Annotated in this window: 11 protein-coding genes, 3 tRNA genes and 3 rRNA genes; 7 read left to right on the top strand and 10 right to left on the bottom strand. The window is 38.8% G+C overall.

The window, feature by feature from the left end:
• Window positions 1–16: 16 nt before the first annotated feature.
• The 10 genes from VNN39_RS03550 to VNN39_RS03505 form a co-directional block, all read right to left on the bottom strand.
• A complete protein-coding gene (locus VNN39_RS03550; RefSeq protein ID WP_165714195.1) occupies window positions 17–1,405 on the bottom strand; it encodes an APC family permease in 1,389 nt (462 codons plus the stop codon).
• Between the two features lie 41 nt (window positions 1,406–1,446).
• Complete coding sequence (locus VNN39_RS03545) at window positions 1,447–2,343, bottom strand: GRP family sugar transporter (RefSeq protein WP_096369382.1); 897 nt, start codon at window positions 2,341–2,343, stop codon at window positions 1,447–1,449.
• 281 nt (window positions 2,344–2,624) lie between these two features.
• Window positions 2,625–3,164 (bottom strand): class I SAM-dependent methyltransferase, encoded by a 540-nt coding sequence (locus tag VNN39_RS03540; protein ID WP_338997872.1) that lies wholly within the window; start codon window positions 3,162–3,164, stop codon window positions 2,625–2,627.
• Window positions 3,157–4,101, bottom strand: a complete 945-nt coding sequence (locus tag VNN39_RS03535; RefSeq protein WP_017370002.1) for a TIGR01212 family radical SAM protein — start codon at window positions 4,099–4,101, stop codon at window positions 3,157–3,159. Before VNN39_RS03535 ends, VNN39_RS03540 begins: the two co-directional genes overlap by 8 nt.
• A 70-nt stretch (window positions 4,102–4,171) precedes the next feature.
• Window positions 4,172–4,244: transfer RNA gene (locus VNN39_RS03530), tRNA-Asn, on the bottom strand.
• 38 nt (window positions 4,245–4,282) lie between these two features.
• A tRNA-Glu gene (locus VNN39_RS03525) sits at window positions 4,283–4,354 on the bottom strand.
• A 6-nt stretch (window positions 4,355–4,360) separates the two neighbouring features.
• Window positions 4,361–4,476 (bottom strand): 5S ribosomal RNA (rrf, locus tag VNN39_RS03520).
• An 84-nt stretch (window positions 4,477–4,560) separates the two neighbouring features.
• Window positions 4,561–7,460: ribosomal RNA gene (locus VNN39_RS03515) — 23S ribosomal RNA — on the bottom strand.
• Window positions 7,461–7,627: 167 nt separating this feature from the next.
• Window positions 7,628–7,700, bottom strand: a tRNA-Ala gene (locus VNN39_RS03510).
• A 108-nt stretch (window positions 7,701–7,808) separates the two neighbouring features.
• A 16S ribosomal RNA gene (locus tag VNN39_RS03505) occupies window positions 7,809–9,357 on the bottom strand.
• Together the 16S, 23S and 5S rRNA genes with 3 tRNA genes alongside form the textbook arrangement of a ribosomal RNA operon.
• Window positions 9,358–9,674: 317 nt before the next feature.
• Between VNN39_RS03505 and VNN39_RS03500 the strand changes: the two genes are divergently transcribed.
• The 7 genes from VNN39_RS03500 (at window position 9,675) to ychF (ending at window position 21,741) form a co-directional block, all read left to right on the top strand.
• Entirely contained in the window at window positions 9,675–10,463 is a 789-nt protein-coding gene (locus tag VNN39_RS03500) for a ParB/RepB/Spo0J family partition protein (RefSeq protein WP_338997871.1), read from the top strand.
• A 255-nt stretch (window positions 10,464–10,718) separates the two neighbouring features.
• Entirely contained in the window at window positions 10,719–12,077 is a 1,359-nt protein-coding gene (gene dnaA, locus VNN39_RS03495) for a chromosomal replication initiator protein DnaA (RefSeq protein ID WP_017370087.1), read from the top strand.
• Between the two features lie 163 nt (window positions 12,078–12,240).
• Entirely contained in the window at window positions 12,241–13,383 is a 1,143-nt protein-coding gene (gene dnaN, locus VNN39_RS03490) for a DNA polymerase III subunit beta (protein ID WP_338997870.1), read from the top strand.
• Window positions 13,384–13,427: 44 nt separating this feature from the next.
• Window positions 13,428–16,751, top strand: coding sequence for an ATP-dependent nuclease subunit B (gene rexB / locus VNN39_RS03485; RefSeq protein WP_339007237.1), 3,324 nt, complete (start codon window positions 13,428–13,430; stop codon window positions 16,749–16,751).
• Complete coding sequence (gene addA, locus VNN39_RS03480; RefSeq protein WP_338997868.1) at window positions 16,744–20,307, top strand: helicase-exonuclease AddAB subunit AddA; 3,564 nt, start codon at window positions 16,744–16,746, stop codon at window positions 20,305–20,307. Before rexB ends, addA begins: the two co-directional genes overlap by 8 nt.
• 1 nt (window position 20,308) lies before the next feature.
• Complete coding sequence (locus VNN39_RS03475; protein ID WP_017370091.1) at window positions 20,309–20,512, top strand: DUF951 domain-containing protein; 204 nt, start codon at window positions 20,309–20,311, stop codon at window positions 20,510–20,512.
• A 113-nt stretch (window positions 20,513–20,625) separates the two neighbouring features.
• Window positions 20,626–21,741 (top strand): redox-regulated ATPase YchF, encoded by a 1,116-nt coding sequence (gene ychF, locus VNN39_RS03470; RefSeq protein WP_017370092.1) that lies wholly within the window; start codon window positions 20,626–20,628, stop codon window positions 21,739–21,741.
• Window positions 21,742–21,747 lie beyond the last annotated feature (6 nt).

Raw genomic sequence — 21,747 nt, 5'->3', positions numbered from 1 at the left:
GTCAAGAAAGTTTTTTTTAATTTGTCGAATTTTCTAGCTTAGAATGATGATAGCTGTAAATAAAATAGAAAGCAGCGGCAATCATAAGTAAGATGAGCAGAAAAAGCCATATCTGCGTATGGTAGTGTACAATCAGAAAGCCATTAACAATGATTGATAATATAGGGAGTAGAGGTACCAGTGGAGTTTTGAATTCATTAGGGTGTGGCATTCCTTGATCTTTACGTAACTTTAACAAACCAAGAGCTAAAACAATTAGATACAATAATGTAGATAAACTCAAAAACTGACTGAGATAAGACATAGGAACAAAGCCAGCTATCAACATCGATACACCTCCGATAACGAGCGTTGCGTTAATTGGTGTTTGATTCTTAGGTGAGATTTTACTAAGTTTTGGCGGTAAAAGACCATCACGACTCATGGAATAAAGCAAGCGTGATAGGGCATAGGACATGGTGAGCGCAACACTGAGCAGAGTAATCACCGCTATAATAGAAATGTAGGTTGCTGCCCATTCAACCCCAAGATAAGCAAGAGCAAAAGCAATAGAATTTGTAACATTTAACTTATAATAAGGGACTGTTCCTGTAAGTACCAACGTAACAATAATATAAAAGACAACCGCAACAAAAAGTGAACTAATTACGCCATAAGGGATATTTCGGCGAGGGTTTTCAGCCTCGTCTACCGCTGTAGACACAGTTTCATATCCTATAAAAGCAATAAAGAGCATCGAAGCACCTGGTAAGATACCCGATTGACCACCCACTAAAGAACCCAAACCAAAAGGGGCAAAATTAGACCAATTTGCAGGTTCCAGATAAAAAAGACCAACAATAGCAAAAACAATTAATGCTGAAAATTTTAAAACGACTAGAGTGTTATTCAAATGTGATACTGTTCGAGTATTTAAGAAAATCATAACTGTTATTGCAGTAACGACCAGCATCGGTATTAAATCAATAGAAAAACCTGAAGTATGGCCGAATGAGCCATCCAATTCAGAAGGAAGTTGCAGATGCAGTAGTCCTTTGAAATAACCACTCCATGACTTGGCAACTATTGAGATTGTGGTAAAAAATTCGATTGCTAAAAGCCATCCTACAATCCAAGCTGGAAATTCTCCAAAAACAGCATAAATATAGCCGTATGGGCCCCCACGACTGGGCACACGTGAAGCAAATTCAGCAAAAATTAGAGCTGATAAACCTACAGCAATTCCCGCAATAATAATGGATATAATAAGTGAAGGTCCAGCAATCAAAGCTACACCAACACCGGTAAAGGTAAAAATACCTGCCCCCACCATTGATCCTAAACCTAGTAAAGTTAAGTCCATAGAATTAAGAGTACGTTTCATTTCACTTTTTTCTTGAACTACTCTTTTACGAAAAATATTCATATCACTCCTCTACCATCTTGTCTCTAAATTCTTTTAGCACATCAATTATTGATACCCTTTGCTTTTACAATAGCAAGCAAAACAGCTCCAATAATAAACAATACTGTACCTACTATAATATAGCCTAATTCCTTCTTTGTTTTTTTCTCGCCTAAAAAGAGAATACCCCCAATTGTTGAAATGATTACTCCTAATTGTGAGAAAGAAAAAGCAATAGCATTTCCTGCCAGTGAAGCTGCAAGCAACATGAAGACATTACCTATGCCCCACATTAATCCGACAGAAATATTTTTAAAAACTACAGCTTCCATTTTTACATCCCCACCAGAAAGAACAAAAGCTCCAACCACCATTCCAATCGACATTGGAAAAATAATTGTCAATGTATCAAAATGGATATTAAACCAAAGGTCCGATAAATTATTAAACAAAATAACATAAGAAACATAGGCCAAGGTTGAATAAGCTAGGCAAATCAAGCCCCTGACGTAATGATGCTTTTCTACTGCAATGGAATTTTCAGGATCTCTCTTCGCAGAAAAATAAAAGCCAATAACTAAAGCTAGAATAGCAATAAATCCTAATGTATATTGAATATTTTGAGTCCACTCATGGAAGATAAAGACTCCAATTATGGCTGCCAAAACAAGTTGTGAGCCCGCAGATAAGGGGCCCGCTACGGATACACCAAGATATTTCATGGAGTGAAACTGTCCGCTTTGGCCAATGGCCCAAATAAAACCACCAATAAAGCCAATAAGAAAGATAGGAAAACTTAATTGGGGTTGACGGATAAGAAATACAATTAGAGCAAAGACAAAGGCTCCAAAAGTCATCCCTAAAGTTTGCTGTTTTGCTGTTCCACCGATTTTATTTGATACAAAACCAATAGATCCCCATGCGAACATTGGGACAAGAGCGAGTAAAATTCCTTCCATTTCAGCCTCCAAAATAAACATTAAATAAAAATCTTCTTATTTTAACATTATTATAAGTAAATATCAATGTATTATTCTTATCTATCATTTAATTTTATGCACTTTTTAACATAGATTTTTGAATTTTATATTTACTATCGATACATTAAGCTTAAAAATAATGAAGAAAACTTATAATTGACTTTTGCTTCTTTCAAAAATTTATTTTTAACTCATTTTTATCACACTTTCATTCTAACAAAATAGAGAGTCTAAAAAAAATAAAACACGTCCCACGTGTTCTATCGTTTTTCAATACAAATCAAAAAAGGCGGTGTATGAATTTGGTTCAGAGGCTCATATTTCATTACATGCCATTGTGCTTGTGGAAGTGTACTTGCCCAGGCAAGTACAGCGTCTTTTTCACGTTGTCCTCCTTCATGTCCGTAATAAACCACAATCATAATCTGCCCATGAGGAAGAAGTTTTTCTTTTAGGATATCTAAAGCTCTTAAAGTCGTACTGGGCTGTGTAATAACCGATTTATCTGCCCGAGGCAAATAACCTAAGTTAAAAATAGCAGCTTTTACAGAGTCAGAAACGTACTTATCAATAGTTTCGTGGCCATCTAATATTAACTTAGCTTCTAAGTTTTTTTCTTGTAATAAAGCTTGTGTCGAAATCAAGGCTTCCTTTTGTACATCAAAGGCATAAACATTATCCGTCAAATTTGCAAGAAAGGCCGTATCCCAACCATTCCCCATCGTAGCATCAACAACAACATCACCAGGCTTAATTGTTTTAGATAACATCTGATGTGCCATCTCAACTGGTCTAAGCATAGGTAATCTTCTCCACTTCTCTAATATTTTTACACCCCTGAACAGAGCCACGTCGTTCCATTTCACGATCAATTGCGTTCAGTACCTCCCACTTATTTAATGACCACATTGGACCAATCAAAGCATCCCGAGGTGCATCACCAGTGAGACGATGAATAACAATTTCTTTAGGTATCATCTCAAGCTGATCACAAATTATCTGTACATATTCATCCTGAGACAAAAGTTGCAGACGTCCATCATGATAATCACGTTGCATACGTGTATTTTTCATTAAATGCAACAGATGGAGTTTTACGCCCTGAATATCAGAATCCAAAATCATACGGCGTACGTTTTCTAACATCATTTCATGTGTTTCACCGGGTAACCCATTAATCAAATGGACACAGACATTAATATTATGTTCACGTAGACGAGTTACAGCATCCGTATATGTCTGGTAATCATGCGCTCGATTAATTAAATCACTTGTCTGTTCGAATGTGGTTTGAAGTCCTAAATCAATCCAAACTTCCATGCGCTCATTAAGTTCAGCCAGATAGTCTATCACATCAGGAGGGAGACAATCTGGCCGTGTTCCAATTGAGATACCTACAACATCTGGTTGGTTAACAGCCTCTTCAAAACGTTCACGCAAAACCTCAACTGGCGCATGCGTATTTGTAAAGTTTTGAAAATAAGCAATATATTTTTTTACACCAGGCCATTTTTTATGAAAAGCTTCAACTTCCACACGAAATTGCTCCGCGATGGGAGCATCAGGCTCCAATATCAAATCTCCTGAACCAGAAACGGTACAAAATGTACAGCCCCCATGTGCCACCGTGCCATCACGATTAGGACAGTCAAACCCAGCATCAATAGGAACCTTAAAAATTTTTTCACCAAAAGTTCCTCTTAAATATTCATTCCATGTTGTATATCGTTTTTGCATAATATATTACTTCCTTCAGTATCTACTATTATAACACAACAAAAAAACAGCCAGAGGCTGATTTACTTGACTGCGGATGTCGGGCTCGAACCGACGACAACACGATTAACAGTCGTGCGCTCTACCAACTGAGCTAATCCGCATAAAACAAAACCCGATCATAAATCGGGAATTGAGAATATAGTCCGTACGGGATTCGAACCCGTGTTACCGCCGTGAAAAGGCGGTGTCTTAACCCCTTGACCAACGGACCATATAAACTTGGCATTTACCATATCTCACAGGGGGCAACCCCCAACTACTTCCGGCGTAATAGGACTTAACTTCTGTGTTCGACATGGGAACAGGTGTATCTCCTATGCAATGAATACCAAATCATGGTCTGAATGTATTGAACACTCAAAACTAAATAACAATTTCTTGATAAATAAGTAAAGCTAAACTCATATGTTCTATTACTTGGTAAAGTCCTCGAGCTATTAGTACTGGTCCGCTCCATCCCTCGCAGGACTTCCACTTCCAGCCTATCAACCTGATCATCTCTCAGGGCTCTTAATTCATAAAGAATGGGAAATCTCATCTTGAGGTGGGCTTCGCACTTAGATGCTTTCAGCGCTTATCCCTTCCCTACATAGCTACCCAGCGGTGCTCCTGGCGGAACAACTGGTACACCAGCGGTAAGTCCACCCCGGTCCTCTCGTACTAAGGGCAGATCCTCTCAAATTTCCTACGCCCGCGACGGATAGGGACCGAACTGTCTCACGACGTTCTGAACCCAGCTCGCGTGCCGCTTTAATGGGCGAACAGCCCAACCCTTGGGACCGACTACAGCCCCAGGATGCGACGAGCCGACATCGAGGTGCCAAACCTCCCCGTCGATGTGAACTCTTGGGGGAGATAAGCCTGTTATCCCCAGGGTAGCTTTTATCCGTTGAGCGATGGCCCTTCCATGCGGTACCACCGGATCACTAAGCCCTAGTTTCCTACCTGCTCGAGTTGTAGCTCTCGCAGTCAAGCTCCCTTATACCTTTACACTCTACACATGATTTCCAACCATGTTGAGGGAACCTTTGGGCGCCTCCGTTACTCTTTAGGAGGCGACCGCCCCAGTCAAACTGCCCGACAGACACTGTCTCCCACGCCGATTATGCGTGTGGGTTAGAGCAACCATGAAGCAAGGGTAGTATCCCAACAGCGACTCACTTGAAACTAGCGTCCCAAGGTCAAAGTCTCCTACCTATCCTGTACATGCTTCACAGGTACTCAATATCAATCTGCAGTAAAGCTCCATGGGGTCTTTCCGTCCTGTCGCGGGTAACCTGCATCTTCACAGGTACTAAAATTTCACCGAGTCTCTCGTTGAGACAGTATCCAAATCATTACGCCTTTCGTGCGGGTCGGAACTTACCCGACAAGGAATTTCGCTACCTTAGGACCGTTATAGTTACGGCCGCCGTTTACTGGGGCTTCAATTCAGAGCTTCGCCTAAGCTAACCCCTCCTCTTAACCTTCCAGCACCGGGCAGGCGTCACCCCCTATACATCACCTTGCGGTTTAGCAGAGAGCTGTGTTTTTGATAAACAGTTGCTTGGATCTTTTCACTGCGGCTGTATTTCTACAGCACCCCTTCTCCCGAAGTTACGGGGTCATTTTGCCGAGTTCCTTAACGAGAGTTCTCTCGATCACCTGAGGCTACTCGCCTCGACTACCTGTGTCGGTTTGCGGTACGGGTAGTATTGAATTAAACGCTAGAAGATTTTCTTGGCAGTGTGACATCAAGGGCTTCGCAACCGTAGTTGCTTCCCCATCACAGCTCAATGTTAAAGGAAAATGCATTTGACACATTCCACACCTCACTGCTTAGACCAGAATCCATTAACTGGCTCCCTTTAGCCTACTGCGTCCCTCCATCACTAACAATACTAGTACAGGAATATCAACCTGTTGTCCATCGACTACGCCTTTCGGCCTCGCCTTAGGTCCCGACTAACCCAGGGCGGACGAGCCTTCCCCTGGAAACCTTAGTCTTACGGTGGATAAGATTCTCACTTATCTTGCGCTACTCATACCGGCATTCTCACTTGTAATCGCTCCAGCACCCCTCACGGTATACCTTCATCGCTGATTACAACGCTCTCCTACCATTTAATTAATATTAAATCCACAGCTTCGGTAATATGTTTAGCCCCGGTACATTTTCGGCGCAGGGTCACTCGACTAGTGAGCTATTACGCACTCTTTGAATGATAGCTGCTTCTGAGCTAACATCCTAGTTGTCTGTGCAACCCCACATCCTTTTCCACTTAACATATATTTTGGGACCTTAGCTGGTGGTCTGGGCTGTTTCCCTTTCGACTACGGATCTTAGCACTCGCAGTCTGACTGCCGCACATGTGTATTAGCATTCGGAGTTTATCTGAAATTGGTAACCCGAGATGGGCCCCTCATCCAAACAGTGCTCTACCTCCAATACACTTAAATTGCGACGCTAGCCCTAAAGCTATTTCGGAGAGAACCAGCTATCTCCCAGTTCGTTTGGAATTTCTCCGCTATCCACAAGTCATCCAAACACTTTTCAACGTGTCCTGGTTCGGTCCTCCAGTGCGTCTTACCGCACCTTCAACCTGCTCATGGATAGGTCACTAGGTTTCGGGTCTACATCATGATACTAAAGCGCCCTATTCAGACTCGCTTTCGCTACGGCTCCGCCTCTTCAGCTTAACCTCGCATCATAACGTAACTCGCCGGTTCATTCTACAAAAGGCACGCTCTCACCCATTGACGGGCTCGAACTTCTTGTAGGCACACGGTTTCAGGTGCTATTTCACTCCCCTCCCGGGGTTCTTTTCACCTTTCCCTCACGGTACTGGTTCACTATCGGTCATTAAGGAGTATTTAGGCTTGGGAGATGGTCCTCCCGGATTCAAACTGGATTTCGCGTGTCCAGCCCTACTCAGGATACTGCTAGGTATAAAGTCTATTTCAAATACGAGGCTATTACTCTCTTTGGCTTACCTTCCCAGGTAATTCTTCTATAGACTTTAAGTCCACGTTGCAGTCCTACAACCCCAAGAAGCAAGCTTCTTGGTTTGGCCTGTTTCCCGTTCGCTCGCCGCTACTTAGGAAATCGTTTTTACTTTCTCTTCCTGCAGGTACTTAGATGTTTCAGTTCTCTGCGTTACCTTCGCGTAAGCTATGTATTCACTTACGGATACTATGCATAACATAGTGGGTTTCCCCATTCGGAGACCTAGGGATCAATGCGTACTTACTGCTCCCCCTAGAATATCGTCGTTAGTCACGTCCTTCATCGGCTCTTAATGCCAAGGCATCCACCGTGCGCCCTTATTAACTTTGCCATTAAAACAAGTATAAGTTTTTTCGAACTATTTAAAATAATTCGCAGCTTTACAGAAATGTTTAAAACATTTCTCGGTTTATTTATCGTTATAAGATATTGTTATTTAGTTTTCAATGATCAATTCCTATTTTAACGTCTTCGTTGACAAGACACTTTCGTATCTTATGGAGCCTAGCGGGATCGAACCGCTGACCTCCTGCGTGCAAAGCAGGCGCTCTCCCAGCTGAGCTAAGGCCCCTTCTCTCAACGCAATCTTCTCTATCTTGCATCAAAAGACTGCTTGTTTGGTCTTTATAGACCCCTCAAAACTGAATAAAGTAGAAGACATCTTTTTTATATTCCTTAGAAAGGAGGTGATCCAGCCGCACCTTCCGATACGGCTACCTTGTTACGACTTCACCCCAGTCATCGGTCTTACCTTAGGAAGCGCCCTCCTTGCGGTTAGGCAACCTACTTTGGGTACTCCCAACTTCCGTGGTGTGACGGGCGGTGTGTACAAGGCCCGGGAACGTATTCACCGCGGCGTGCTGATCCGCGATTACTAGCGATTCCGACTTCATGCAGGCGAGTTGCAGCCTGCAATCCGAACTGAGAATGGTTTTAAGAGATTAGCGCACCCTCGCGGGTTGGCGACTCGTTGTACCATCCATTGTAGCACGTGTGTAGCCCAGGTCATAAGGGGCATGATGATTTGACGTCATCCCCACCTTCCTCCGGTTTATCACCGGCAGTCTCACTAGAGTGCCCAACTTAATGATGGCAACTAGTAATAAGGGTTGCGCTCGTTGCGGGACTTAACCCAACATCTCACGACACGAGCTGACGACAACCATGCACCACCTGTATCCCGTGTCCCGAAGGAACTCCTTATCTCTAAGGATAGCACGAGTATGTCAAGACCTGGTAAGGTTCTTCGCGTTGCTTCGAATTAAACCACATGCTCCACCGCTTGTGCGGGCCCCCGTCAATTCCTTTGAGTTTCAACCTTGCGGTCGTACTCCCCAGGCGGAGTGCTTAATGCGTTAGCTGCGCTACAGAGAACTTATAGCTCCCTACAGCTAGCACTCATCGTTTACGGCGTGGACTACCAGGGTATCTAATCCTGTTTGCTCCCCACGCTTTCGAGCCTCAGTGTCAGTTACAGGCCAGAGAGCCGCTTTCGCCTCCGGTGTTCCTCCATATATCTACGCATTTCACCGCTACACATGGAATTCCACTCTCCTCTCCTGCACTCAAGTCTCCCAGTTTCCAATGCACACAATGGTTGAGCCACTGCCTTTTACATCAGACTTAAGAAACCACCTGCGCTCGCTTTACGCCCAATAAATCCGGACAACGCTTGGGACCTACGTATTACCGCGGCTGCTGGCACGTAGTTAGCCGTCCCTTTCTGGTTAGATACCGTCACTTAAGTAATTTTCCACTCTACTTAACGTTCTTCTCTAACAACAGAGTTTTACGATCCGAAAACCTTCTTCACTCACGCGGCGTTGCTCGGTCAGGGTTGCCCCCATTGCCGAAGATTCCCTACTGCTGCCTCCCGTAGGAGTCTGGGCCGTGTCTCAGTCCCAGTGTGGCCGATCACCCTCTCAGGTCGGCTATGTATCATCGCCTTGGTAGTCCTTTACACTACCAACTAGCTAATACAACGCGGGATCATCAAGTAGTGAAGCAATTGCTTCTTTCAAATAAGAATCATGCGATTCTCATTGTTATGCGGTATTAGCGTTCGTTTCCAAACGTTGTCCCCCGCTACTCGGCAGATTTCCCACGCGTTACTCACCCGTTCGCCGCTCTTCATGAAAATAGCAAGCTATCTTCAATCATCGCTCGACTTGCATGTATTAGGCACGCCGCCAGCGTTCGTCCTGAGCCAGGATCAAACTCTCATTTAAATTTAGTTCATCAAATGAACTGGCTGTTGTTTTGTCTTTCATTATTGAATTGACAGTTGGTATACAAGAAGTTAACTTCTCGCATATAGTCATTCTACTTTATTCAGTTTTCAAAGGTCTATCGCTCTCACTTGAGATGTGCTCTCTCGCGACAACTATTATATTCTATCAAACTCACTCCCTTCTGTCAAGAATAAACTGTCCTTTTTTCTGTTTTTTTTTGCCTTCGTTCGGAAAACCCCGCCGTTGTCACGTTCTTCTATCTATTTTTTTTTTGCTTTATTCTTGTTTTTTCTATTTTATGGTACTATTAGCACATGGAAGAAAAAATTTATCAACTAAATATAGAAGATATTAGTAAAAACCCTTATCAACCACGTAGAAATTTTGATAGTGATAAATTAAATGAATTATCGCACTCTATAGAAGTTAATGGTGTACTTCAACCTATTATTGTTCGTAAAAGTAATCTCTTTGGCTACGAGCTTCTTGCTGGAGAACGACGTTTACGTGCATCAAAGCTGGCAAATCTTGATAAGATTCCAGCGATTATTCGTTCTTATTCTGATAATGACATGATGGTGCTTTCTATTTTAGAAAACTTACAACGCGATGATATGAGTCCATTAGACGAAGCTGAAAGCATCAAGAAAATTATAGAGAAAAGTTCAATGACTCATGATGAAGTCGCTAAGCATCTCGGCAAATCTCGCTCTTACATTTCTAATCTCCTGCGAATTTTGAAACTTCCTCAAGAAATACTTCTTCTATTAGAAGGAAAAAAAATTAGTTTGGCTCACGCTCGGACACTTCTTGCTGAAGAAAATAAAGAAAAGCAAGTTTTCTTAGCTCACAAGACCATTCAAGAAAAACTTAATGTCCGTCAACTTGAAGATCTTATTTACCAAAAAGATTCAAATAAAAAAATCAGTAACAAAAAAAGTATTTATATAGTAGAAAAGGAAAAAGAACTTACAAAATGTTTAGGTATAAGTAATAAAATTTCATATAATGAAAAGCTTCAAAAGGGAAAACTTGAATTGTACTTTGAAAGTCTAGAAAAACTCGAAGAACTACTGAATAAACTCACAAAAAATTCACAGTAAATTTACTGTGGATTTTTTTATCCCAAGGTTTACTCACAAAAATATTGTTTTCCTTTTTTGTGGAAAACTTTAGAAACGCTTGTTATAGCCTTTAGCTTTTGTGGAAAACTTTTCCTCTCTCCACATTATCCACAGTTTTGGGGATATTTATCCACTTCTGTGGAAAACTTTATTTTTTTTTCAACAGCGGTGGATAAATAGTTATCAACATGATATAATAGGTTCTACTTAATTTTAATATATTAGAGGAAAAATATGGCTCTCCAAAAAGAAAAAAAAGAATTTTGGACGAGAGTAAAAGAATTAGCGAAAAAAAATATCAAACCGCAGTCTTATGATTTCTTCATTGAGCCTGCTCAACTGTTAGAAATTGAAAATGATATAGCAACCATTATCGTGGGGGCTAAATTTCATAAAGATTTTTGGCGGAGTCAGGAAGGACTAATTAGTACAGCCGGGTTTGAAATTTTTGATCGACCAATTCGTTTCAATTTACTTTCAGAAGAAGAGGTTTCAGAAAAGATTGAACAAGAAGTCAATGAGCCAGACGGGCTTGATAAAGCACCCGCTCTAGCAACTCCAGACTTCACGCGCTTGAATCCAAAATACATTTTTGATAATTACATTCAAGGTGAAGGTAATAAATGGGCAAAAGCCGCTGCTTTTGCCGTCGCCGATAAACCTGGTGATGTCTATAATCCACTCTTTATTTACGGTGGGTCTGGACTTGGTAAAACACATTTGATGCATGCGATAGGGAATGAAATCCTGAAGGACAATCCGCATTCTAAGGTTAAATATGTATCTGCAGAAACTTTTGTCAATGATTATGTCAATGCAACACGTAAAGGGCAGATGGCAAAATTTGAAGAAACATATCGTAACTTAGATATACTTCTTCTTGATGATGTTCAATTCTTTAGTGATAAAGAAGGTACCCAAAACGAATTTTTCAATACCTTCAATACTCTTCATGATCGTGGTGCTCAAATCGTCCTTACTTCAGACCGTATACCGCAAGAACTTAATAAACTTGAAGAACGTTTAGTGACTCGTTTTTCATGGGGATTGACGACCGACATCACGGCACCTGACTATGAAACACGTATGGCTATTCTCCAGACTAAATCTGAGAGCAGTAACTTAGAGTTCCCTCAAGAAACTCTAAGTTATATTGCTGGCCAAATTGATTCAAATGTCCGTGAACTTGAAGGTGCACTTAATCGTGTAGAGTTTGTTGCAAAAACGAACAATCAAACAGTAGTCAACATTGATACTGCTAGTGAAGCACTACGTTCTCTTAAAAGTAATACGCAGCAACCTTTGTCGAATTTGACAGTCAAAAAAATCCAAGACGAGGTTGCAAAATACTATCATGTGTCAACAGCTGATCTTATTGGGCCCAAACGTCCAAAAGAAATTGCCTTTCCAAGACAAATTGCAATGTATTTAATTCGAGAATTGTTAGCGCTCAGTCTTCCAGCTATTGGTAATGAATTTGGTGGGCGTGATCACACGACGGTCATGTATGCGCACAAGCAAATAACAGAAAAAATGAAGAATGATATTGATGTACAAAAAGACATTGATGCCATCAAGCGACTGTTTCAATAAAACATGGCCTGTGGAAAACTTCAAAAGTTTCCCCTGAGTTATCCTCTATTTATACACAGTGGAAAACTTAATAAAGTTCATGTTTTAGCGCTTATCCCCATACTCACAAGACCTACTACTATTACTAATATATTTATATAAATAAATAAAGAAAAGGACTATCATGATAAAATTTTCAATTAACAAAGTAGCTTTTCAAAATGCACTAAAAATTACCAAACAAGCAATTGGTTCTAAAGTTACTATTCCTGCCTTAACGAAATTAAAAATTACAGTTACAGCTGAAGGAATCACACTAACAGGTTCTAATGGACAAATTTCAATTGAGAACTTTTTACCAGCCACTGATAAAGATGCTGGAATGAATATTTCTGGTACCGGCAGTATCTTATTGGAAGCTTCTTTCTTTGAAAGTGTAGTTAGCCAAATGCCAGAACTTACTTTAGAATTTGAAGAATTAGAACAAAAGCAAGTATTACTTACTTCTGGTAAATCAGAAATTACCTTAAAAGGACAAGATGCAGAAATTTATCCACGTATTCAAGAAATTTCACAAGAAAAACCTCTTAAAATTAATGTTGGTTTTTTGAAAGAAATTTTTACAGAAACAGTGTTTGCTGTAAGTACGCAAGAAAGTCGTCCTATTTTTACTGGGGTTCATTTGGTCTTATCAGATAAGAAAAATCTCAAAGCTGTTGCGACTGACTCACATCGTATGAGCCAACGCTTACTTGCTCTTGAGAATGATGGTTCTGATTTTGATGTCGTTCTTCCTAGTAAGTCTATCCAAAGTTTCAAAAATGTCTTTACTAATGATGAGGAAGATTTGGATATTTCTTTGGCGAATAATCAAATTCTCTTCCGTAACGAGCGTATCAGCTACTACAGCCGTCTAATTGAAGGAACTTATCCTGATACGAATCGTTTAATTCCTAATGAAGCTGACTATAGCTTAAACTTAGTCTTTGATGTTGCTGCCTTACGTCGTACAATGGAGCGTGCACGTCTCTTATCAAATGCAACAGCAAATGGTACCGTTAAACTTACTGTTTCAGGTGATTCAGTAATTACAACAGCTAATTCTCCTGAAGTGGGAAGTGTTCATGAAGAGTTGACAGCAATTGAAAAAACTGGTGAGGATATTGCAATCAGCTTTAACCCACAATATCTGATTGATGCGCTTCGTGTTATAAAAGAACCAGAAGTTCGTATTCGTTTCATTTCAAACGTTCGTCCTTTTACACTTCTTCCTAAAAATGATACAGACAGTTTCGTACAGCTTATTACACCTGTCAGAACAAACTAAAAAATGTTAGAATAGACTTAACGAAAGTGAGGTCTATTTTTTTTATGGAAATCATTTATACTGAAATTACACAAGATCTAACTCAATTTCTTTTGGAGCGTGCTCAACAGGCATTGAAAGAAGAGAAAAAAGTTTATTATATTGTTCCATCTTCAATGTCTTTTGAAAAAGAAAAGGAAATTTTAGAGCGTATTTCATTAGGTGCAGATACGGCCGTTTTTGACCTCTTAGTCACGCGTTTCAAACAGCTTCCGTATTATTTTGATCGTAAAGAAAAAAATACAAATGAAAAAGTCGAACTCAGTCAGTCTGGATTGAGTATGCTTTTTCGTAAAGTTTTGAAGTCTTTTACTAAAGAAGAATTGCCGCTTTATCATAGTTTACAAACTTCACCATCTTTTCTTGAAATGTTGGTAAACTTGCGTGCAGAATTAGTAACTGCGAATTTGACATATGAAGATTTACCAGAAAGTCCCAAAAATGCGGAGTTATCAGCAATTTTGGGACGTTTCGAAGATGAATTAAATCTCTCTTATGCTAATTTTTCAGAGTTTCAAGATTTTATACAAAGTATAAATGAGGGAAAATTTAATCAGGTGTTACATAATGCGGTAATCATTATTGATGGGTATACGCGGTTTACTGCTGAAGAGGAAAGTTTTATTTCTGCCCTTCATTCCGCAGGTTCAGAAATCATCATTGGGACCTATGCTCGTTCATCAGACTATAAGTTGACAGATTTTTCTTTGTCGATTTACACGAATGCTCTAGAGATGATTCAACGTTTTCGCAATAAGTTTTCTGCTCAAATCTCTTCTGTTTCGAATACAAAACCAGATAAAGTATATGATAAGTTGACACGTTTGATTGAACTGGAAACTAATTTTCTTCAAAAAAGAGAAAATATTGAATTGGAGACTAAGGATAAAGCTCATTTTGAAATCTGGGAATCAGAAAACCAGATGGCAGAAATCGAAGCCGTTGCTAAAGATATCAGCCAAAAGATAGCTCAAGGCGCTTTATTTAAAGACTTTACGGTATTGGTTGGTGATGTGGGAGCTTACGCAATACCAGTTCAAGAAATCTTTGATTTGTATGAGATTCCTTTTTTCTATGCTCAGGAAGAAGCAATGAGTCAGCATCCCTTGATTATTTTCTTAGAAAGTCTTTATGCAATAAAAAAGAACAATTATCGTACTAATGATGTGGTCAATCTCCTTAAAAGCAAGGTTTACAGCGGTGTAAACTTTAGCCAAGATACCTTAGATTACTTTGAATACTATGTGAACAAGTATAAAATTCGAGGCAGAAAGAAATTTGCCACTGCTTTTGAAGAAAGTGAATTTTTAGAATTAGAGCAGGTTGAAACTTTAAGAGAAGAGATGCTTGGTGAATCCTCAGCTCTCCAAAAGTTTTTGATAGGTAGTTCAGAAAAAACGGGATCCAAATGGCTTGAACAATTTCAACTTTTTCTCCAAGAAGGTAATGTTCTTGAGAATATGAATCTCCTTTACAATCAAGCCGAAGCTGAAGAAAATCACGTCTTGGCAGATAAATACGAACAGGTTTGGAAATTACTGCTTTCTAACTTAAAAGAGTTTCAGGCTGTTTTTGCTGAGCAAAAGATGAAAGTACTCGAATTTCTTGAGTTGATTTTAGCGGGGCTGAAAGGTGCGAAATATCGTCAAATTCCTGCAAATGTTGATGTTGTCAATATAAAAGACTATGAACTGGTGGAAGCAAGAACCAATAAGTACATCTATGCTATTGGTCTGACAATGGCTAACTTTCCCAAAATCAAGAAAAATTCAAGCTTGCTTTCGGATGAAGAACGTGCAACTATTAACCAAAATGTATCGCATGATGATTTTCGTTTTATTGAACAATTAAATGTGACGAACTCTAGTAAAAATACCTTTACAAGTGTCTCTTTAGTCAATGCAGCAACAGAAAAACTTGTACTTTCTACACCTCAAATTTATGCGAATGTGCAAGATGATAGCTCGGCATTATTGCAGTTATTTATTGAACATACAAAAGCAGGAGAAAGTGTTAAACGTGAAGTCTCTTCAGTTAATCTCATGGAAACTGTAACGCATATAGGAAATACACGTTCCCTCATTGCAAATATCGGGAAAATTGAACATCTCCTTGCTCAAGAGGAGAATGATGGAATTGAAGATAAACAGAGTTTTTGGTCTAGTTTATTCCGGATTCTTATTAAAGAAAATACGGACTTTCAACGTCTGATTTACAATCTTGATCAAGACATAGCACCTGTCCCCTTGACTCCCGAGACTGTAAAAGAAATTTACAGTGATAAAATTCATGCTTCTGTCAGTAGTTTTGAACGTTTTTACAACTGTGAATATCAATATTTTTTAGAACAAACTTTGGGATTAGAAAGTTTTGAAAATATTGATTTGAATTCAAAAGTTGTGGGCAATTTCTTCCATGAAGTTTTTGAAAAGCTTCTAGACCAAGCGAACTTGACGAGCGAAAATTTTGACAACCACCTGGAAAGTGTTTTACATGAGGTTGACACTTCCTATGCTCGCTATTTCACGCAAGATGCAACTGCTCAATTTACGTGGGCCAATCTTGGAGAAATCGTCAAGCAAACTGCAGTTGTTTTGAAAAAAGGCTTGGAAAATGATCAGATGAAGACTTTAGCAACTGAGAGTGCTTTTGGTTTGCCGAAAAGTGAACTGGGTAATTTTGCTATAGACAAGATTAATTTACGTGGAAGGATTGACAGAATAGATCAATTTTTTGATGATAGTATTGGTGCTATTGATTATAAATCTAGTCAACATAAATTTGATCTTGCCTCGGCCTATGATGGAACAAGTTTACAGTTTCTCACTTATTTAGATGTCCTCAAGCAAATGAATGCTGATCAAAAGCTTTGGGGCGCTCTTTATTTGCAGTTAAAAAACGAAAGCATCAACCTTTCTGATGTAGATTATTTAGGAGAAATAGCTGCATTATTAGCGAAAAAAATGCGCTATGAAGGCCTTATCCTCGAAGAGTATAAGGATAAAGTAAATCAAGAAATTGATGTTGTCAATATTAATCGAAATAACGTCTACAGTGAAGAGGAGTTTGAAAGTCTTATCAAGCTCAACGAAAGTCATTATGCTCGTGCAGGAGAACGACTGCGTGAAGGAGAAATAGCGATTAATCCTGTGATGACTAAAGAAGGTATCGATAAATCCGGTAACGTACATGGTTGCCGCTATTGTCCTTTAAAATCAATTTGTCGTTTTGAAGCAAGCCGCCATATGAATGATTATGCCCGTGAAGTTGGTCAAAAAAGTCGTAAAGAGATTCTTGAAGAGTTGAAAGGAGGTCCAGTAAATGACTGAAGTAAAATTCACACCTGAACAGGAAGAAGCAATACATAGTCAGGGACATAATATACTTGTTTCAGCAAGTGCCGGATCAGGAAAGACCTTTGTCATGGCAAACCGAATTGTTGAAAAAATAAAAAATGGTATTGATATTGAAAGCTTATTCATTTCAACTTTTACTAAAAAAGCAGCGGCAGAATTACGTATGCGTTTAGAAAAAGATTTAAAAAAAGCAAGTTATACATCACAAGATAGTGGAGAAAAACAGCGGATTAAACTGGCGCTACAAAAGCTGCCTCATGCAGATATTGGCACAATGGATAGCTTTACACAGAAAATTTTGCGAGAAAATTTTAATCGCGTAGATATTGATCCTAATTTTAGAATTCTAGCAGATCAGACAGAAAGCGATCTCTTGAAACAAGAAGTTTTTGATGAACTTATTGAGCAGTACCTTTCAGAGCAGCCAGAAATCAAAGAAACAGCAAAAATAGATAAAAAAACCTTTGAAAAATTGGTGAAAAATTTTTCAAGAGATCGAAATATTAAAGGTTTTCAGAGTGTGGTTTACACGGTTTACAGATTTGCTTCAGCAACAGAAAATCCTGAAAACTGGTTAAATAATGAATTTCTTAAAGGGTTTGAGTTTTATCAAAGATTCTCTGATTTACCTGAATCATTTTCTGAAGATGTACTTTTACAACTTAAAAATTTTATTTTAGATGTACAAAAAGCCCTGACAGAAAAAAATCTTACGGGGAAAACTTTAGAAAAAGCACAGATTGTAGTGGATAATCAAGAATATCTTCTTGGCAGTTTAACTCGAAGAGACTATCTTCAATTTACGGAGATTTTCCGCTCTCTTGACTTCTCACGTTGGTCATTAAAGAAAGATGAAATTTTAGCAGAAAGTTTTAAGTCTGTGATAGGAACTAAGACGGATCCAGGACTTGTACGAAATTTTTTAGAAAAAATAAAACATTTGTCAACGATTGAAAAATACCAACCTGAAGCAAAAGTATTAGCTGAAAATCTTCAAAAATTTGTTCTATATTTTTATAATGTTTATCTCGAGCGTAAACGTTCGGAAAATGCATTTGAATATTCGGATATTGCGCATTTTGCGATTAAAATACTAGAAGAAAATTCAGATGTCGCAACGGCTTATCGCAATAAATATAGTGAGATAATGATTGACGAGTATCAAGATACTAGCCATGTCCAAGAGGCAATGTTACGCTTGTTGAGTAAAAACGGTGATGGCACGGATAATCTTTTCATGGTTGGTGATATCAAGCAATCAATCTATGGCTTTCGTTTGGCAGATCCTAGTCTTTTTCTTAAAAAATATACGGCATACGCTGATGAAGAAAACCCAAATCAACTCATTCGTCTCAAAGAAAATTTTCGTTCGCGTGGTCAGGTTCTCTCCTTCACAAATGAGGTATTTAAACATTTGATGGATGAAGAAGTGGGAGAAATGATTTATGGTGAAGAGGAAGAATTAGTCCAAGGAAATCTTGTGGATTATCCGCAACAGCTTGATGAAAACTTTTACCCCCAACTCCTTCTTTATGAAGAAGAAGCTTTGGAAGATGAGTCAGAACAAATGAGTGACGGTGAAATAAAAATCGTTGCCCAAAAGATTAAAGAGTTAATAGCATCTGATGAAAATTTAGAATATAAAGATATTGCTCTTTTGGTGCGTTCAAAAACCCAAAATAATAAAATTGAAGATATCTTGAAAGCTTACGATATTCCTGTAGTTTTGGATGAAGGACGCGTTGATTTTTTAAAATCTCTCGAAGTAACCTTAATTTTAGATGTCTTGCGTGCGATAGACAATCCGCTGTATGATATCCCTTTGGTAGCTACCTTACGCTTACCAATGTTTAATTTTACAGAGGATGAGCTTACAAGGATTAGTTTGAACGCTGGCTCTGACACTCGTTTTTGGCAGAAATTGCAGCTTAGCGATGGTCAGCTGATCAATAAGGCACTTAAAGCAAAGATTAATTCCTTTCTGGAGAGGTTTACATCTTGGCGTAAACTTGTAAACGAAGTCAGTATTCATGAACTTCTGTGGAAGATTTATACAGAAACTTACTACATGGACTATGTTGGGGCCTTACCGAATGGTGAATTGCGTCAAGCAAATCTACATGCTCTATCAATAAGAGCTGAATCCTATGAAAGTGCGGGTTATAAGGGGTTATTCCGATTCATCAAAATGATCGATAAATTTATGGAACAAAACAACGACCTTGCTTCTGTGAATATTAAGTTGCCGCAAAATGCGGTAAGAGTAATGACTTTTCATAAGTCCAAAGGGTTAGAATTTGATGTTGTCTTTCTCATGAATTTACAAACTAAGTTCAACCAGAAAGATCTAAGAGATTCGGTGATACTTACCCGGGAAAATGGCTTAGGAATGAAATATACAGCTGATTTAAAAAATGAAGCAGCTGTAGAGACAGAATTCCCCTATGCCTTAGTTAAAATGGAAACCTTACCGTATCTTGTCAATAAGGATTTGAAGCGAAATGCAATGCTTTCAGAAGAAATGCGAGTTCTTTATGTCGCCTTTACAAGAGCGAAGAAAAAACTCTATATGGTCGGTAAAATCAAACCAAAAGATCTGGAAAAATATGGGGAAGCGAAATTAGAAAAAGGCATTTTACCTCTTAAATATCGTCAAGCTGCGAATGGCTTTCAACATTGGTTGTTAGCTCTTCAAAAAGCACATAAGTTACCGATGAATTTTAAAGTAATCAAGGCGGCTGACTTACAAGGAATTGATAAAAAATTTACAGTTTATCCTGACTTTAAAAAACTATCAGAAGATGCGAAAAAATTTGATAAAATAATGGACAGTTTATCCGATGTAAAACAAGCGCGTGCCATATTAGATTATCAATATCCAAAGCTAGCAGCAACGAAGCTATCAAGCATTCAAACTCCCAGTCAAGTTAAAAAAAGAAGTTATGAAAAGCAGTTAGAGTTGGGAAATGTTTTACCATCAAGTGAGTATGAACGTGTAAAACAGTTGGAGATGTTGGATTTTGGTCAACACAAAATTACTGCTGCCGAAATAGGTTCCGCGACCCATAGCTTTATGCAGTATGCAGATTTTTCACGGCCAAACTTATTCGATTTCCAGCAAACATTGGATCAAATGAATCTTGTGGACGAAGTGAAAAATAAAATTGATTTGCCTAAAATTCTGACCTTATTTGACACAGATTTTGGTAAATTGCTGGTTGATAATGTTGATCGTACAACCAAGGAAGCACCTTTTTCTATGTTGAAAACAGATGAAGTTGCACAAGAACAATACATTGTTCGGGGAATATGTGATGGCTTTATAAAATTTGAAGATAAAATCATCTTGTTTGATTATAAGACGGATTATTTCAGCAATACTGCACAGATTGTTGAAATCAAGAAGAACTATGAAGTTCAGATGGAACTTTATGCAGATGCTTTAAGAAAGGCCTACCATGTCAACCAAGTTGACAAGTATTTGATTTTATTAGGAGGGCCTCGAAAAGTTATTGTAGAAAGGATTTAAAATGTTAGAGTATCAGTTAGGATCAATTGTTGAAATGAAGAAACCACATGCTTGTACAATCAAATCAACGGGGAAAAAAGCAAACAGTTGGGAAATAATTCGTATGGGTGCAGATATCAAAATCCGATGTACGAATTGTGATCATGTCGTTATGATGAACCGTAATGATTTCAATAAAAAAATAAAAAAAGTTGTGACAAAGTAGTCACACTTTTTTTAAATCCTTTAAAACACCTGATAGATTATGCTTTTTTGTCTTTTTTCGGGATTTACGGTATAATTGGATGAATATAAAATTTGACGGAGAAATGAATAAATATGGCTTTAACAGCAGGTATTGTCGGCCTTCCTAATGTCGGAAAATCTACTCTTTTTAATGCAATCACAAAAGCGGGTGCTGAAGCAGCAAACTATCCTTTTGCCACCATCGAACCTAATGTAGGTATGGTTGAAGTTCCCGATGAACGCTTGACTAAAATCACAGAATTGATTAAACCTAAAAAAACTGTACCTACAACTTTTGAATTTACAGATATTGCAGGTATTGTAAAAGGTGCCTCTAAAGGTGAAGGTTTAGGAAATAAGTTCCTTGCTAATATTCGCGAAGTTGATGCAATCGTACACGTGGTTCGTGCTTTTGATGATGAAAATGTTATGCGTGAGAATAACCGTGAGGATTCTTTTGTTGATCCATTAGCCGACATCGAAACGATCAATTTAGAATTGATTTTGGCCGATTTGGAATCTGTAAACAAACGCTATGCGCGTGTTGAGAAAGTTGCGCGTACAGTTAAGGACAAAGATGCAGTAGCAGAATTTAATGTTTTGTCTAAAATCAAGCCTGTTTTGGAAGATGGAAAATCTGCGCGTACAGTAGAATTTGACGAGGAAGAACAAAAGGTTGTGAAACAGCTCTTCTTGCTCACTACAAAACCTGTACTCTATGTTGCTAATGTGGGAGAAGATGAAGTAAGTACTCCGGATGACATTGAGTATGTGAAACAAATTCGTGAATTTGCAGCGACTGAAAATGCCGAAGTCGTCGTTATTTCAGCACGTGCTGAAGAAGAGATTGCAGAACTTGACGATGAGGACAAAGCAGAGTTTCTTGAAGCACTTGGTTTAGAAGAATCTGGTGTTGATAAATTAACAAAAGCTGCTTATCACTTACTGGGACTTGCAACATATTTTACAGCTGGTGAAAAAGAAGTACGTGCTTGGACCTTCAAACGTGGCATGAAAGCACCTCAATTGGCAGGCGTCATTCATAGTGACTTTGAAAAAGGATTTATTCGCGCTGTTACCATGTCTTATGACGATTTGATGAAATATGGCAGTGAAAAGGCCGTTAAAGAAGCCGGGCGTTTACGTGAAGAGGGTAAAGAATATGTTGGACAAGATGGCGATATCATGGAATTCCGCTTTAATGTTTAAGGTTCT

It is taken from the genome of Lactococcus formosensis, from assembly GCF_037892375.1.
GTDB lineage: Bacteria > Bacillota > Bacilli > Lactobacillales > Streptococcaceae > Lactococcus > Lactococcus formosensis.
The sequence above is the reverse complement of the archived record's forward strand: the minus strand, read 5'-3'. Positions and strand labels throughout refer to the sequence as shown.